Here is a 16352-nt window from a genome sequence, read left to right as displayed (position 1 = left end):
ACGCCCACCAGCACGTCCCCTTTTTACTTGCAGCTATCTTCATCATCCATTTTCTTCACAAATATATCATCCGTCACCCTATCTTCCAGCTTGTTCCTCAATGCCAATTCCGCAGCCTTCCCATCACTAGGCGACCCGTCCGAGAAATACATCGGAAACAAGGAGAAAAACAAAACATAAAAAGAAAAATAGATAAATTGATACCAGATTACCGAGCTGTCCAGGATATTCTGATACACTAAGCTATATATGATCAGCATGCTGACTAAATTAAAGATAGCCCCCCCTAAATAAATCAGCGTATTCGTCAATCGATTATCATGTTTCAATCCCTTGAACTCGCAAGTCCCATTCCAAAAATAATATTTCCTCACCTCTATGTTCCGAAAGGCGAAAAGTTTATTACCACAACCAATCAAGATTTTCTTTTCTGATCCCCCAAAGATCGTAACAAAGAAAATATGCCCGCTCAAATGTATCAGCGTAACGATCGGCATGATCAAAAAAAAGGAAAATAGAAATTTAATGATATCAGAGAGACCAAACATGTTTAATCAACCCTCCTTACCAGAGCAATTTTCTCAAAAACCCTTTTACAGGGATGTTACTCTGATACCCTGTCCAAAATAGATATAACTGGCAAATTTTCACAGTGGTAATATATTGCTTTCCACAAGTGATAAGAGGATAATTTGTTCTCTTTCTGCTTAATACGAGCTGTTTCCAACTTATTTAGTCCTTCCACCTCTTTTTTTCGGCCTTCAAAAAGACAGGCTATCTCTTTCCAAAAAACTCGGAAAAGTGATAGCCTTTACATAATTATTTAGCGATTGGGGGTGTGAAGAATTTCTGCGTTGTTTTGTCCTGGCCTCAAGCCTGCATGTTTATATTCAGGGGTGAAAACCGATGTTTTGATTGGGCAGGCGATTTGCTTCTGGGCATTTCCTTTTCCGTCAGGTACCTCGACGATCATTCCCCTCTCCTTCAATTGGGGATGTTCGGCCGCTTCAGTGAAGGTCAGCACTGGTTCTGCGCAGGCCTCGAAATCAGCGAATATTTCCTGCCATTCATGAAAATCTCTTTCAAGAAAAGCAAGTCGGATGGCCGTTTTAAACCTGGTTCCGCTTTCTTCATCGCTTTTCATGCTCAGTTCATACAATTCGGGTGCACCGATCGCTTCACATAATGCTTTTCGAAAAGGGGGCTCAAGGCTTCCTACCGAAAAATAGCGTCCATCTTTCGTTTCATAAAAGTCATAAAAGGACCCTCCGTTTAACATCAGTTTTTCTGGTTCAAGCTCGAGGCCCCCTTGTAAATTCAGAGGTGCGGATATGGCATTCAAGGCAAAACTGCAGTCGGTCATGCTGATGTCGATGGCTTGGCCTTCTCCTGTTCTTTCCCTGTGAATGACTGCAGATAATATACCGATAACAGCATGCAGTGAGCCTCCGGCAAGATCTGCTATTTGGGTTCCGTTTTTTGCCGGGCCGTCCTCTTTCGTACCGGAATAGCCTGATAAGCCTGCAATCGAAATATAATTGATATCATGTCCCGGTCGGTCTTTATAGGGACCAGTCTGGCCGAAGCCCGTGATGGAACAGTAAATCAGCTTCGGATTGATCCATTTTAATGCCTCATACCCCAGTCCTAGGCGTTCCATGACACCTGGCCGGAATTGTTCAATGACGATATCGTATTCCTTCACTAGATTTTTAACAGATTCGATGGACTCAGATTGTTTTAAATCAAGTGTGATCGACTTCTTCGATCTGTTAAGATATTGGTTCACACCCCATGAATCCATTGCTCCCGGCCTCTCTACTTTCAAAACGTCCGCTCCTAAATCCGCTAGCATCAAAGTGGCAAATGGGCCTGGCAGTAACGTTGAAAAGTCCAATACTTTTAAATGAGTCAATAAGGTCATCAGCCGTGCACCTTCCCTTTCCATTGGAAATATTAAAAGCTTTCCCCGTCGTTCTGTACATGCAATTTAGCAGAGTTTACGATTATCATATAACACCTCCTACAATATTTGTATAAATTTCCATTTAATAAAAATAAAAAGCTAGGAATCAGCTTCCTAGCTTTTTATAATGAGCCTATAGAAAACAAGTAAAAGCCGGACACATTGTCCGGCTGATTTTACTTTAAGCTTGTTCATTCATATTTTTTGTCAAAGTCAAATTCGACTTCATCAAGTTTAACGAATTTAGTTTTTCTTACCAGTTTATATCCAAGCCATAGACCAAGGAAAAGCGGGATTCCCAGGTATGCAGCTACAACACTGCCCCAATCGATGTGGTCTGAGAAAAAGGCTTGGATATTTTGGGACAGGATGACGATCATCCCAATTAGAATGGCAAAGATCGGTCCAATCGGGAACCATAATGCCTTATATGGCAGCTTCTCCAATGAATGGCCTTGTGCGATGAATGCTTTCCGGAAACGGTAATGGCTGATGGAAATGCCCAGCCAAAAGATAAATCCTGTAATTCCAATGGCATTCATTAACCAAATATACACTTTACCATCACCGAATACGGAGGCTAAAAAGGCCAGCATGCCGATGGAACATGTCAAAATCATTCCTGCAACCGGTACTCCGCGTTTATTAAGTTTTGCAAAAACACGAGGTGCTTGCCCATCTTTTGCCATTGAATATAACATACGCGTAGATGCATATAGACTAGAGTTACCTGCAGACAATACCGCTGTTAAAATGACGGCATTCATAAGCGAAGCAGCAAAGGCCACTCCAGCTTTTTCAAAAATGAGCGTGAATGGGCTTACCATGACGTTATCACCTTGTAAACTTGAATTCGTATAAGGGATAAGCAGTCCTATTACAGCGATTGCCAATACGTAAAAGAGCAGGATTCTCCAGAAGACACTTTTAATAGCCTTCGGTATATTCCGTGCAGGATCTTCACTTTCCCCGGCAGCCACGCCGACAATTTCGGTACCTTGAAAAGAAAAGCCAGCCGCTATGAACACGATGAAGACACCCATGAACCCACCCGGGAAAGGAGCGTCATCGACGGTGAAGTTTTTAAAACCTACTGCTTCGCCGCCCATAATGCCGACGATCATTAGCAGCCCAACGATTATAAAAATAACGATGGCTGTTACTTTTATGAAGGAAAACCAGTATTCCCCTTCACCATATCCTTTAACGGATAAATAGTTCAATAGGAAAATGAGCACCAAGAATGATGAACTCCACAACAATGATGGACTATTCGGAAACCAGAATTTCATGATCATTGTCGAGGCTGCCAACTCTGCGGCTATCGTCATCGACCAATTGAACCAATACGTCCATCCCAAGGCAAAACCAAATGCCGGATCGACGAATTTCGATCCATAGGTACTGAAAGAGCCGCTTGTCGGCATAAAGGCTGCCAATTCCCCTAAGCTCGTCATCACAAAGTACACCATTGCCCCAACTAAGGCATAAGCAAGTAATGCGCCGCCTGGCCCAGCTGTATGAATGGCTGCCCCGCTGCTGAGGAACAGCCCGGTGCCAATAGCCCCGCCAATGGAAATCATCGTTAAATGGCGAGATTTTAAACCGCGCTTTAGTTCTTGTCCTTCTTGCTGTGGAGGATGCAAGATGTCATTTTCTTGTTTTGGTATCATAAATTTTCATCCCTTTCTATATAAGCGCTTTCATATATGGGGAAATCCATTTAATAAATTTTCCTATTTCATAGACTTTCAAATAGATCTAATTTACAATTCGAATTCCTTTTCTGAATATATGCAATTTTCATGCCAGGTTTACAAAAACGCAATTTTCAACAAATTATCAAAAAAAACGCCTTCAATAGACAAATTTTTTTGCACTTTACGCCACGTTTTTTTGCACATTATGCCATGTTTTTTTGCACTTTTATTCATTTGGTTCAATTTAAATACATTCCAAATATTACTAAAAGAATATATTCAAAGAATATTTCTATCAAAATCCATTTTTCTCCATTTTATTCCTTTAAATGTCATATTTTTTGCGAGTTTTCTCCATTTGATAATAATATGAAACGATGTGAAAATGAGGTATTCTCATGAAGGAGTTGAGTGTTATGAAAGGTAAGGTATTTTTAGGAACTGCACTATCCATCGGTCTATTATTTTCTGCTATTCCCCACCAAGAAGCTTTAGCGGCAAAAAATGTGTTAAGTGTTGAAAAGTACAATAAGCATAAGGATTCGCTAGAATACAAGTCTGGGAAACTTACGGACCCATCAAAGCAAACGGCAGAAGATATCATTCTTACCTTTTTTGATGAAAACAAAAAGTCTTACAAGCTAGAAAAGCAAAAGGCGAAAGACTCCTTCACGATCGAGAAAGAAAGCAGGGATGAACTGGGCAATACCGTCCTTAAATTGCAACAAACCTATAAGGGCGTGCCTGTATGGAATTCCACACAAGCAGTATTGATTGACGCTAAAGGTGTATTGACCGTCGTGTCCGGTACGGTTGAAGCCAATCTAAACACAAAATTAGGGAAAAAGGCTAAAAAAGGCATCAGTAAATCCGAAGCTATCAAAATAGCTGAAGCGGATCTTGGGTTCACTCCTGCCTACGACCAATCACCTGAATCTGACCTATATGTATACGCAAATGAAGGCAAGGCCGATTATGTATATAAAGTCAATTTGAAATTCTTAAGTCCGGAACCAGGAAATCATAATTATTTCATTTCAGTCAAAACGGGGGAAATCCTGAATAAATATAATACACTAGATGAAGTGACGGGGACCAATTCCGTCGGAACGGGCACCGGCGTCTTAAACAACACCGTGTCACTGAACACTACCTTATCCAGCGGCAAATACTATTTACAAGACAATACACGTGGCAAAGGCATCTACACATATAATGCCAATAACCGTTCAAGATTGCCTGGTACACTCTTTTCCAACACAACAAATGCTTTTACTGCTTCTACCGATAAAGCTGCGGTGGATGCCCATTATTATGCGGGTAAAACCTATGATTATTACAAATCCACATTTGGTCGGAACTCTTATGATGGAAATGGAACCATCCTGAAATCAACCGTTCATTATGGCTCAAGATACAATAATGCTTTCTGGGATGGCACCCAAATGGTTTACGGTGATGGAGATGGCACGACGTTCATCCCATTGTCCGGCGGTCTCGATGTCGTTGCACATGAACTGACGCATGCCGTGACTTCCTCGGAATCGAACCTTACCTACCAATATGAATCCGGTGCTTTGAACGAAGCGATATCTGATATTTTTGGCACCGTTGTCGAATTTAAGAATCAAAGTGCCAAAGCCGATTATTTAGTCGGAGAAGATATTTACACACCTAACATTTCCGGTGATGCACTCCGCTCGATGGCTAATCCAACATTGAATGGTGACCCTGACCATTATTCGAACCGTTATACAGGAACGGGTGATAATGGCGGAGTCCACACGAACAGCGGAATCATTAATAAGGCAGCTTATTTAATCTCTGCAGGCGGAACCCACCATGGCGTGACCGTATCCGGAATCGGCATCGATAAACTAGGAACCATCTTTTACCGGGCAAACACAACTTATTTAACTTCCTCGTCGACTTTTTCACAAGCCAGAGCGGCGGTCATACAATCGGCCTCTGATTTATACGGTTCAAGCAGTGCAGAAGTCACGGCTGTCAAAAATGCCTTTACAGCTGTCGGTGTGATTTAAGAGTTTTATCTATATGAACGACACCTCCCTAGCTTCACTTCTAGCGGAGGTTTTTTTTGTATGAAAATATATTCGTAAAAGGCCATACAAAATAAGCCCACCATATTCTAATTTTTTGAAGGACGTAAATGTGCCATATCGTTATATTAACTGGTTATGCAGTTTGTTGTTCAGATGGAGCGATTGTATAGCCTTTCTTTTTTAGGTATTCGATCATTTTTAATTCTTTGTTATTTTGTTTTTCTTCAAGGTAATTTGAACCTAGTTCATGATAGGGTTCTCCTGTTTTTAAGATGTTATAAGCGATCGTTAATAGTAAATGAGCAGAAGCGATTCGTCCCTTCATTTTTCCCTGGCGTTTGGTAATCCTTTTTCGATGTGAAGCAATTCGATTATTTTGCCTTGATGTCGCTAGTACACACTCTACAGCCATCGTTTTCAAAGCTTTGTTACCTTGTGTGGTTTTACTCGTTTTTTTTTACCAGCACTTTCGTAATTTCCGGGACTCACACCAGCCCAAGAGGCAAGATGTTTAGCCGACTTAAATACGGACATATCAACGCCCATCTCTGCAATAAAAGTAGCTGCGGCAGCTTTGTTAACACCAGGTATACCATCCAATAATTCTACTTCCTTACGATATGGGGACAGGAGTTGATCGATTTGTTTTTCCAATTCTTCTATGGCTTTTTCTAAATAACTCATATGCTCCCAATGGTAACGCAACATATCACGGTGATGACGGCGAATACGACCATTAATTGCATTTGCAATGTCAGTAATACTTGCTTTTGTTCGCCAATCCACCATTTTTCGAAGACCATCGGTCTCTATTTTTTCACCGTTTAGAATCGCTTCAAGGATACGGCGTCCCGATACACCAAAAATGTCTGATAATACGGATGTTAGCTTGATATTAGCATCTTGAAGAATTTTGTGAATGCGATTCTGCTCTGAAGTGCGATGATGAATCAATTTTTTTCGATAACGAGTAAGATCTCGTAAATCACGAATATCCTCCGGTGGAACAAAATTACTTTCAATAAGTCCACATCTTAGAAGCTTGGCAAGCCATTCGGCATCTTTCACATCAGTTTTACGACCTGGAACATTTTTGACATGTCTGGCATTGGCAAGAACAAGGTGAAAAGAACCCTCAAGTATATTCCATATTGGTTTCCAATAGACTCCGGTACTTTCCATCACAATATCGGATACCTGAAGGGTAGCTAGCCAATCACTTAAAGCCAAGAGTCCCGTTGTTGTAGTTGAAAACGTTTCAATAGAGGTTTTTGGCTTTTTATCTAATGGACCAAATAATACACAGGCTACTACTGTTTCTTGGTGTACATCTAGGCCAGCACACCGTTCAATCATTGCTTCCATAGGAGAATCACCTCAAAAAAAATTAACAATACATATGACAGGAGATTTGTTACAAAAATTTTTGTATACGTACTAGCAGTACACTAAATGGTTCTTCAATACTGTCACAACCAGTTTCTTATACAGGGTATCTTCCTTAAGATCCACCAAAAAAAGTTCAGCCTGGTTGTATTGTTATCATCCATTATCGTCAAGGAGTTAAAGGGTTAGACTCTATTTTGAGTTTAGATTTTCGTAGTAGATGGTGGCGGCGAGGAGCGCCGTCATAGGAGTTTCTTATGTATTGTAATGGATAAACCAATTATTCACATTCATCTTGGAATAACAATGGATTTTCCGATACATCATAATAAACAGTAAAAATCGGACTCACAGGTTATACTATATTCCTTCATGATGGTGCTTCCCGCTCCACGAAGATGGTCTGCTTTCGTCCTTCTGAGGATTTATTCGAACCATCACTACCTTTTTTCGACCCTCTGAGGATTATTTTGGCCGTTCGCTACCTTTTTTCGGCCTTCATGTGCAGAATTCCGTCCTACGGTAGAGGTAGAGCATCAATAAAAAATAATCCTGTTGTTTGCTAAAAATGATTAATTCCGTAAAATAGTTGCTTTTCTCCTTATTAACTGTCAAGCTTAGATGATCTGGACTATATTGAATAGAACAAGTAGGTGACGAACATGATTGAAGTTAAAACTTCCACACTCAGTGATGGTGAGTTCAATAGAGGCGTATTCGCAACACGAGATATTAAAAAAGGTGAGCTTTTGCATGAGGCACCTGTCATTGCTTATCCAAACGAGGAGCATGTTTTCATAGAGAAGACATTGCTGGCTGATTATGCGTTTGAATATGGAATTAACCATACTGCCATGCTTTTAGGTTATGGCATGCTGTTTAATCATTCTTATACACCCAACGCTACGTATGACATAAACTTCAAGAATCATACGTTTGATTTCTTTGCTTACACCGACATAAAAGCAGGAGAAGAAATCCTGATTAATTATAATGGTGAAGTCGATAATGAGGATCCGCTTTGGTTCAATAAAGAAGATGACGGTGAAGAAGAAGCTTAATGATCATTGATCATTCATGAAAGCACTTGTACTTTTGAAAACCTGTCCAAGGTTTTTCGAAAGAATCGGGTGCTTTTCCTTTTTCCCTTCACCGGCTTGATGAATTCACTGCTGGATTTTAATCGTTTTAATTGTTTACCAATAGGATGTTAAGCAACAAAAAAAGCCCCATTAAGAACAACTTAATGGGGTTATTTCACCTTAACGTACGGATGGGTTACTTGATTTTGTTTTGGTTATTGATTGGAATTGGCTCTTAACCTTATCAATGGTTTCTGGTGTGGCCAAGGATCTTATTTGACCCATGGTTTTTTCACGGGTTTTCTTATTGCGCATTAAGAATGCGGCTGCTCCTATCAGGACGGTTCCAAGCATTTTGTTTGATGGCATGTTAGTTTCCTCCTTCAAGTTAGTCATATATAGTATTCCCTCTATCAGCTGATTTAAACAAAAGCATCCTTTTGAGAGATTGGTTTCGCTTTTATTTATCCTCGCTCAGGCTTTCGATATACTTTATGCTTTCGGGATTTTTCACGACTTTTTCAGCTTGGTCCGGGTCAGCTTTCGTTTGCTTCATATTGTTAAGTTTATATGTCAGCACTCTTTTCACTGACTCGTTTATTCTATCCATTGGAACTTCCCCTGCCTTTACTGCTTGCAGTAATCCGTTATATACCTCAAGCTCATGGGAATATTCATGACAGACAAGTAATAAATCAGCTCCTGCAAGGATTGCCTGCTTCCCCATATCTTCATAGGAGAAATACTTGTTCACAGCACCCATTTCCAAATCGTCGGTAACGACTAGTCCTTCATATTTGAGTTTCCCCCGAAGTAGGTCCTCTATGATGATTTTAGAAAGGCTTGCTGGTTTTTCTTTATCATAGGCTGGATATTTAATGTGGGTCACCATCACGAAAAACTTTTGGTTATCCATTTCACTTATGATTTGCTTGAAAGGATAAATATCCGAGTTTTCCAGATCAAGTTGGTTTGCCTCCACGGAAGATGTTTCGACATGCGGATCGATTTCGCTGCGTCCGTTTCCTGGAAAGTGCTTCAGTGCACCAGTTATCGATACATCGTTCAATCCTTGAATGGCTTTCTTTCCGTATTGATAAACCTTTTCCGGATCTTGCCCAAATGAACGCTTGTCCGTTTTCGATAGATCAAGTACAGGGGCGAAATTAATGTTAATCCCCATGGAGCCCAGTTCTGTCCCATTCAATTTGGCCACTTTGTATATGTCCTCAACAGATGCATTTTTTCCAATGTCCTGTTGTGCAGGGAGGGGCGATACCCGTTCCTTCATCCTGATGATGTCCCCGCCTTCCTGATCGATGGCCACCATCAACGGAAGCGAATGTGTACTTTGATCGGCCGTTTGTTGAAGCGAATTGGATAACCTGGCCACTTGTTTAGGGGATTTCATATTACGGTCAAAATAAATGACGCCCCCTATATGTTTTTGTTCGATAAGCTCTGTAATTTCACTGCTCTTTTCAGTTCCCTTGAAACCAACCATCATAAGCTGTCCGATTTTTTCTTCAAGCGTCATTTCTTTCAGCAATTTTTCTATTTTTTCATGACTATCCACATCGGCATCTTTCCCTTTTTCCGCTCTGGAATTCACATCCATATTCAACTGAATGAACACCACTGAAAAAGCGAGGATTGCGATAAGGAACAGACCCCAATATATTTTTTTATTCTTCATGCTTTGACCTTCATTGACATTTTCTCTGTCCTTCCTTGTTTGTCCTTTTATTGATTTCGTTGCACACTTCTTAATCATGTTCAAAAACGGACAATTCTATATCATCATTGCGTATTTTTTTGCATAAAGCATTAGCCACGTACCATACTACAAACAAAGCCTAATTAAAAGGAGACCCCCCATGAACGGAATCTTGAAGAATATTGCTGTCACCTTCAGTCATGCAGTCGACTATGCAAAAGAAAAAATAACAGCCATTACAGGAACAACCTCTGTTACGATAGCGGAATTGAGTGAGCGAATCATCAATCAGCCTGAAACAAAACTAATCAGCAAGGACCTTTTAGGAATACCTTTTTCTTTTTATCATTTACAAAAAGAAGACGTTACGTATTATTTGGAAATGAAAAGCTCACAGGTTCTCCAGTTGGATGTTCAAGCGCATAACCATACGATTGTGTCTTACAGGTCTTATCGAGATAATTCCAACTTGCCCACGGCCATTAGATTTCCTAAAACCCTTCTATCCGAATGACTCTGGTACAAAAAATAAAAAAGCTGATATCCCCGGCATATGGGGTTATCAGCTTTTTTTAATCTATAAGGAGAAAAAACGGTCTCTTTCGCTTGAAATCCATTTCTCGGCATCTTCTTCATCCTTTTTAACCAAGCGGTTAACGAGGATATCATGTCAAATGTAATTTTCGAGAAAATTGATATGAATGGGATCATCTGTGTTAAACGCCGTTTCACTGAAAGCATTACACCAAAGTGACTCTATATTCCCCCGGTTTTCGCAAAAAATGCCTCCATGGATATGGCAAAAAAAAAGAGGGAGCATAATGCCCCCTCTTTTCGCTTTCATCATTCAGCGTCAAAAACTTCTACTTTTTCCATTTTGTCGCCATTTTTCATAGCTTTGGCTGTTTCAAGTCCAGATGTCACTTTACCGAATACTGTGTGAACACCGTTAAGATGCGGTTGTGGTTCGTGCACGATAAAGAATTGGCTTGAGCCCGTATCTTTTCCGGCATGTGCCATCGATAGGCTTCCTGCCTCATGTTTGTGAGGGTTGCCTTCTGTTTCACATTTGATTTGCTTGCCGCTTCCGCCTGCACCTGTACCTGTTGGATCTCCGCCTTGGCTTACGAAACCAGGGATGACACGGTGAAAGACTACACCATTATAAAAGCCTGTATTTGCTAAGTTTTCGAAGTTAGCCACTGTGTTCGGTGCTTCGTTCGGGAAAAGGTCGAATTCGATCTTTTCTCCATTTGCCATAAGTATGTATCCTTTTTTAGCCATGTAAAACATCTCCTTTAATATGAACTGAATCAAATCTAATAGTACCATTTTTAGTAGCAGAAAGAAAAGCAAGCGCTACTTATTTAGAATTGTATCATTATACATTCCGATATTTTTTCTTTTATAATGGGATAGATACATTATTAAAAGGGGGAAAGAACCATGATACAGCAATTTGATGCATTAGTCGTGAACAAGCAAGATGATCAATTCACCGTTAACATTCAGCAACTATCACTTGATGATCTACCTCAAGGCGAAGTGCTCATCCGTGTCCATTATTCCGGTGTGAACTATAAAGATAGCCTTGCCAGCATTCCTAATGGAAACATTGTCAGCAGCTATCCTATCGTTCCGGGAATTGATATGGCTGGTGTCGTCGTTTCATCTGAGGATTCGCGCTTTAAAGAAGGGGACGAAGTCATTGCGACCTCCTATGGGATTGGCGTTTCGCAATCCGGCGGCTACAGTCAATTTGCCCGTGTTCCGGCTGAGTGGATCGTCCCGCTTCCTGATGGCCTTACAATGAAGGAGGCAATGATCATCGGTACGGCCGGTTTCACTGCAGCCTTATCGGTTCTGAGATTGGAAGAAAATAACCTCACCCCTGAGCAAGGGAGCATTCTCGTCACTGGTGCAACTGGCGGGGTTGGCAGTTTCGCTGTCTCGATCCTTTCCAAACTTGGCTATTCCGTGGAAGCGAGTACTGGAAAAGAATCGGAACATGGTTACTTGAAGGAAATCGGTGCGAAGACTATTGTCTCGCGGGAAGATGTATATGATGGCAAGCTGCGGGCACTGGGCAAACAGAAGTGGAGCGGTGCGGTGGATCCCGTCGGCGGTGAACCGCTAGCGTCGGTCCTTAGCCAAATCAAGTATGGCGGAGCTGTTGCGGTCAGTGGATTAACGGCTGGTACAAGCCTTCCTGCCACTGTCTTTCCATTCATCCTAAGGGGTGTTAATCTACTTGGGATCGATTCGGTCAATTGCCCGATGGATACAAGATTGAAAGTTTGGCATCGCCTTGCTACCGACTTTAAACTCGATCATTTAGAACAGCTCGTTCAACAGGAAATTACACTTAAAGAATTGCCTGACGTCCTTCCTACCCTATTAAAAGGGGAAGCTAGAGGCAGAACGATCGTTAAGCTATAAACCAAAAAGTGACGAGAGCATGGCTTCTCGTCACTTTTCATTGTGAACTTTCATTGATAGGGAGACTGATATCTACAATCGTCCCTTCTCCCACTTCGCTGCTGAAATGAATTTCCCCATTATGCTCATGGATTATTTTAGTACTGACCATGAGCCCAAACCCAGTTCCTTTTTCAGAGGTGCTATAAAAAGGCTGCCCTAGATGCTTCATGCGCTCAGTTGAGATTCCGCAGCCTTGATCAATGAATCGGATCATTGCAGAGTCTCCTTCATGGTTTAACTGTATATGAAGTTTGCCGCCATTCGGCATGGCTTCTATCGCATTATTGACGACATTCGTGAATACTTGTTTTAACTGATTCGGTTCGCCAAAGACAGATGCCGAATCCATATTATATTCCTTGATGATTTCAACATCATTCAAAATCGCTTGAAACTCGGCTACCGTAATCACACTATCCAATATATCGTTAAGCTGAATGAATTCACAAACCTTCACTTCAGGCTCTGCTAAACTTAAAAATTCATTGGCAAGGGTTTCGATTTTTTCAACTTCACTGACCGTCATTTCAAGATAGTCCTTTTGCTCAGGGTCTTCTCTTAATAATTGTAAAAATCCTTTGACCGCAGTTAATGGATTTCTAATTTCATGTGCGATGCCTGCAGCCATCTGTCCTACCGCCGATAACATATTGGATTTACAGAGCAGCTCTTCGGTCTTTTTACGCTCCGTAATATCCCTACAGAATACCTGTATGGCTGGTTGACCTTTATAAATAATCGGAAGACCGAGTGTTTCTCCATAAAATACTTGTCCGTCAAGCCGAATGAACTTTTGTTCCAGTAAACCAACCGCCTGATGATCGTCCCTCATGATCTCGATTCTTTTTTGTACACTTTCCCGGGACTCCAGGTGAACGAACTGAAAAACCGATTTACCGATAATATCTTCCACACTATCCATCCCAAGCATTTTTGCCCCCATGGGATTCATATACTCGATGATCCCATTGCGATGTACAAAAATCGCTTCAGGTGACACCTCCACTAAACTGCGATACCTTTGCTCACTTTCCTTCAAGGCAGCTTCAGCAAGTTTTTGATTCGTGATATCCCGATAAACGAAAACCAATGCACACGGTTCATTTTCATTATCGCGGATATTAAACAGGGAGATGCTTACATCGATTAACTGTCCATCCTTCTTTATCCTGACCGTTTCAAAGCCTTTCTTTTGTACCCCTGACTTAATTTGGTCATGCAATTCATTGACTGACTCCTTCAAGAAATCAGGAATAATTGGAAACGGCATGCCTATGAGCTCATCATTCGTCCAACCGAAAAACTCTTCAAAAGCTGCATTCACTTGAAGGGTCTTTCCTTCCAGATCAACAATGGAAATGGCGTCCGGGTTGTTCTCCATGAAAGACTTAAATTTCTCGGTATTATCCTCCGGCTGTTCCCCCATTTGCCCTTGTCCATAATTAATAAGCCTTTTACTCATCTATATTTTTATTCCTTTCTTATCCGGAAATTTACAGTCTCAATTTTACAGTATCAGTAAATCATTTGCCAGTTTTATCATATGATTTCTCCAAGTTAAGGATTGATGCACAAAGAGGCCAAACCCCATAAGGTTCAGCCTCTTCCTTAAAATGTATTATAAATATTTGGACATTCTGTACCTGTTGGTTCATAAAAGCAATGGAGCTTGAAACGCCCAACCAGGGGCTGATTATACCAGGTTGCCGGACAATCTCCCGGTGGTCTGAAGTACCATAGGCTAAATTTCGAGGGCCATATCCTTTCACCATTTACACTGCGGCGTGCAAGTCTTTTTTCCCTGTCCCTTGCTCGCTGATAAAAATACCCCTTCTGTACTGCTTCAAAGGCATGCTCCTGATAAATCATGTCTGGAATCGTCCTCAACCCTTTGAAATCGGAACAATTCGACCTAATCCGATTGACTCCTACATTACCGATCATCAACATGCCTTGATCCCCTTCACCTTCGCCTTCCGCTCTAAGCAATCTTGCCAATAAGGCAATATCGGCATCAGTGTGCTTTACAACGGCCATCCCATCACCCCCATTTTTTTTATCCTATGCCTCGGGGATGGAAAAATACTCCGTTTATTAACAAAATCTTCATATGGAGTACACGTCCTATCAATAAAACAATCCTATACTTAAGTAAGGCTGGATAGCACGCGTGGCTATCATGGTATTTGGCGAAGGCGGGGCTAATACTTTCTTTATACATATAAAAAAGACGGCACAAATTGTGCCGTCTTTTATCTTGTCATTCTTTCGCTTCAAATGCCGCTTCAAACGCCAATGATACCTTTTCGAACTCTTCATCCGATTGGATATCGAGCAGTTCACCTTCGCCTTCGACCCTGAAAAAGAAAATATCGATATCTTCATCTGTATCCTCTTCAATATCTTCAAGCAAACCTACTGCAACATATTCCGTTCCTTCTACATCCAATGATCCTAAAACCTCAACTTCATGGCCTTCATCACTGTCATCAGTAAGGGTGAAAACCTCACCTTCACGAATTTTTCCCATACTACCTCTCCTTTCATATCCATTAATAATGGAGTTGTTTCCATAGTATATCGACTATTCGATTTATAAACAAATTTTAGCCCTGGAAAATTATAATACCATTCTTTCCAAGAAAAGAATCAATCAAGAGATATTATGGAAGAAAAGTATTATCCCATAAGCCACTTGTCATTTTTTCATTATTTACCAATACTTTCCCTTTTTTAACATCATTTAAAAAATTATCTAATAACGGCTATAAAAATGTGATTTAATTCCGAATAATCTTATATATACTAATATTAGCGTATTGCACCTGGATATAATGAAGGAGGAAGATTTCTTGGCTGCGAAAAGGGTCGATCACATTGGCGTTGTTGTAAGAGATCTTGAAAAATCCATCGCTTTTTATCAAGATGTGCTGGATTTAAAATTAAAAGCACGCATGACTCATACTAATGGGGTAATCGAACTGGCATTCCTCGGTTACGAAGAGTCGGACGAAACGGAAATAGAATTGATTCAGGGATATAGCGACACACTGCCATCCGAAGCAACGATCCACCATTTTGCCATTACCGTGGATGATATCGAAGAAGAATATGCCCGGATCAAAAGCTTGGATAACACCGAGCTGATTGATGAAGAGATAGTCACCCTTCCAAATGGTTATCGCTATTTCTACGTATATGGACCGGAAAAAGAGTGGATTGAATTTTTCCAAAGGTAAAAAGCATACTAAAAAAAGCAGAGTCTTAAAGACTTCTGCTTTTTTACGTTCACTCTAAAGGCCGCTTCTTGAATGTTCAACAAAATTTACAGATAAAAAACCTTTCTTTACTTAACTGAAGTAATTTCTTAATACACTGCATTTATCCTAATATGTAATAATTATATTTTTTTTGTAAAGGGCTACTTTTCACTATTATCCTTAAATCCCCTTTCTTCTCCCTGCATCACCAGCTTGACTTTTTAACACCCGGCAGTTGCCCTTTATGAGCAAGTTCCCTAAAAACGATACGTGACATGTTGAATTTGCGCATATATCCACGGGGCCTCCCCGTTACTCCACAACGATTGTGGACCCTTGTCGGTGAGGAATCACGAGGGATTTTGGCTAATGCTGCATAATCCCCTTTCTCCTTCAATTCCTTTCTAAGTTCTGCATACTTTTCGACCATTGCCAACTGTTTTTCCGCTTTTATTACCTTGGATTTTTTCGCCATTTTAATTCTCCTTTTTTTAAAGATGTTGATTTAATAAATTCTATAAACTATTCACAATTCGTTCCGCTGCCTGTCTTGCTCCCGATATATTCCTGGATATCGGCCCCATTTCAAGTTCAGCCAATGCTCCCGTGACATATAAACCAGGACTCCACTGCAACGACTGCGATACAATCGGATAACCACATTCCGCGCAGCGTAAATCATCCGACCGGATGACTG

The 16352-nt window shown here is 40.8% G+C and carries 17 protein-coding genes; 5 read left to right on the top strand and 12 right to left on the bottom strand.

The annotated features are described in order from the left end of the window. Nucleotides 1–23 precede the first annotated feature (23 nt). The 3 genes from BS1321_RS15010 to BS1321_RS15000 all read right to left on the bottom strand — a co-directional run bounded on the left by BS1321_RS15010 (nt 24) and on the right by BS1321_RS15000 (nt 3639). Nucleotides 24–548: a hypothetical protein gene (locus tag BS1321_RS15010; protein ID WP_063236292.1), complete on the bottom strand. Its 525-nt coding sequence runs from the start codon at nt 546–548 to the stop codon at nt 24–26. 275 nt (nt 549–823) lie between these two features. Beyond that, nucleotides 824–1924: a CaiB/BaiF CoA transferase family protein gene (locus tag BS1321_RS15005; protein ID WP_063236298.1), complete on the bottom strand. Its 1101-nt coding sequence runs from the start codon at nt 1922–1924 to the stop codon at nt 824–826. A gap of 233 nt (nt 1925–2157) precedes the next feature. Continuing rightward, complete coding sequence (locus BS1321_RS15000; RefSeq protein ID WP_063236293.1) at nt 2158–3639, bottom strand: amino acid permease; 1482 nt, start codon at nt 3637–3639, stop codon at nt 2158–2160. 443 nt (nt 3640–4082) lie between these two features. On the opposite strand from BS1321_RS15000, the gene BS1321_RS14990 reads away from it, so the two are divergent. After that, entirely contained in the window at nt 4083–5708 is a 1626-nt protein-coding gene (locus tag BS1321_RS14990; protein WP_063236295.1) for a M4 family metallopeptidase, read from the top strand. A gap of 154 nt (nt 5709–5862) precedes the next feature. Here the strand turns inward: BS1321_RS14990 and BS1321_RS28175 are convergent, their stop codons facing one another. Next, nucleotides 5863–6150: a hypothetical protein gene (locus BS1321_RS28175; protein ID WP_063236593.1), complete on the bottom strand. Its 288-nt coding sequence runs from the start codon at nt 6148–6150 to the stop codon at nt 5863–5865. Continuing rightward, nucleotides 6147–7094, bottom strand: a complete 948-nt coding sequence (locus BS1321_RS14985; protein WP_232522694.1) for an IS110 family RNA-guided transposase — start codon at nt 7092–7094, stop codon at nt 6147–6149. Before BS1321_RS14985 ends, BS1321_RS28175 begins: the two co-directional genes overlap by 4 nt. 683 nt (nt 7095–7777) lie before the next feature. On the opposite strand from BS1321_RS14985, the gene BS1321_RS14980 reads away from it, so the two are divergent. Then, nucleotides 7778–8176 carry an SET domain-containing protein gene (locus tag BS1321_RS14980; RefSeq protein ID WP_063234132.1) on the top strand — a complete coding sequence of 133 codons (399 nt, stop codon included), beginning with the start codon at nt 7778–7780 and terminating at the stop codon, nt 8174–8176. A 201-nt stretch (nt 8177–8377) separates the two neighbouring features. On the opposite strand, the gene BS1321_RS14975 is transcribed toward BS1321_RS14980, so the two are convergent. Together BS1321_RS14975 and nagZ are read right to left on the bottom strand one after the other, a co-directional pair. Further along, nucleotides 8378–8566, bottom strand: a complete 189-nt coding sequence (locus BS1321_RS14975) for a hypothetical protein (RefSeq protein ID WP_063234131.1) — start codon at nt 8564–8566, stop codon at nt 8378–8380. A 91-nt stretch (nt 8567–8657) separates the two neighbouring features. Beyond that, nucleotides 8658–9893 (bottom strand): beta-N-acetylhexosaminidase, encoded by a 1236-nt coding sequence (gene nagZ / locus BS1321_RS14970; protein ID WP_232522693.1) that lies wholly within the window; start codon nt 9891–9893, stop codon nt 8658–8660. A 181-nt stretch (nt 9894–10074) separates the two neighbouring features. Here nagZ and BS1321_RS14965 point away from each other — a divergent pair, with 181 nt between their 5' ends. Then, nucleotides 10075–10428, top strand: coding sequence for a hypothetical protein (locus BS1321_RS14965; protein WP_063234130.1), 354 nt, complete (start codon nt 10075–10077; stop codon nt 10426–10428). A 329-nt stretch (nt 10429–10757) separates the two neighbouring features. On the opposite strand, the gene BS1321_RS14960 is transcribed toward BS1321_RS14965, so the two are convergent. Further along, on the bottom strand, nt 10758–11198 hold the full coding sequence (locus BS1321_RS14960; RefSeq protein ID WP_063234129.1) for a peptidylprolyl isomerase: 441 nt from the start codon (nt 11196–11198) through the stop codon (nt 10758–10760). A 162-nt stretch (nt 11199–11360) separates the two neighbouring features. Between BS1321_RS14960 and BS1321_RS14955 the strand changes: the two genes are divergently transcribed. After that, nucleotides 11361–12353 carry an NADPH:quinone oxidoreductase family protein gene (locus BS1321_RS14955; protein WP_063234128.1) on the top strand — a complete coding sequence of 331 codons (993 nt, stop codon included), beginning with the start codon at nt 11361–11363 and terminating at the stop codon, nt 12351–12353. 37 nt (nt 12354–12390) lie between these two features. Here BS1321_RS14955 and BS1321_RS14950 read toward each other — a convergent pair whose 3' ends face one another. The 3 genes from BS1321_RS14950 to BS1321_RS14940 all read right to left on the bottom strand — a co-directional run bounded on the left by BS1321_RS14950 (nt 12391) and on the right by BS1321_RS14940 (nt 14925). Further along, nucleotides 12391–13857 carry a PAS domain-containing sensor histidine kinase gene (locus tag BS1321_RS14950; RefSeq protein WP_063234127.1) on the bottom strand — a complete coding sequence of 489 codons (1467 nt, stop codon included), beginning with the start codon at nt 13855–13857 and terminating at the stop codon, nt 12391–12393. A gap of 146 nt (nt 13858–14003) precedes the next feature. Continuing rightward, nucleotides 14004–14432, bottom strand: coding sequence for a cell wall hydrolase (locus BS1321_RS14945; RefSeq protein WP_063234126.1), 429 nt, complete (start codon nt 14430–14432; stop codon nt 14004–14006). A gap of 223 nt (nt 14433–14655) precedes the next feature. Beyond that, nucleotides 14656–14925 carry a DUF1292 domain-containing protein gene (locus tag BS1321_RS14940; protein ID WP_063234125.1) on the bottom strand — a complete coding sequence of 90 codons (270 nt, stop codon included), beginning with the start codon at nt 14923–14925 and terminating at the stop codon, nt 14656–14658. A 322-nt stretch (nt 14926–15247) separates the two neighbouring features. On the opposite strand from BS1321_RS14940, the gene BS1321_RS14935 reads away from it, so the two are divergent. Then, nucleotides 15248–15634 carry a VOC family protein gene (locus BS1321_RS14935; RefSeq protein WP_230160594.1) on the top strand — a complete coding sequence of 129 codons (387 nt, stop codon included), beginning with the start codon at nt 15248–15250 and terminating at the stop codon, nt 15632–15634. Between the two features lie 226 nt (nt 15635–15860). Here BS1321_RS14935 and rpsN read toward each other — a convergent pair whose 3' ends face one another. Then, nucleotides 15861–16130, bottom strand: coding sequence for a 30S ribosomal protein S14 (gene rpsN / locus BS1321_RS14930; protein ID WP_063234123.1), 270 nt, complete (start codon nt 16128–16130; stop codon nt 15861–15863). Between the last annotated feature and the right edge of the window lie 222 nt (nt 16131–16352).

The organism is Peribacillus simplex NBRC 15720 = DSM 1321, assembly GCF_002243645.1.
Taxonomy (GTDB): domain Bacteria; phylum Bacillota; class Bacilli; order Bacillales; family DSM-1321; genus Peribacillus; species Peribacillus simplex.
The sequence above is the reverse complement of the archived record's forward strand: the minus strand, read 5'-3'. Positions and strand labels throughout refer to the sequence as shown.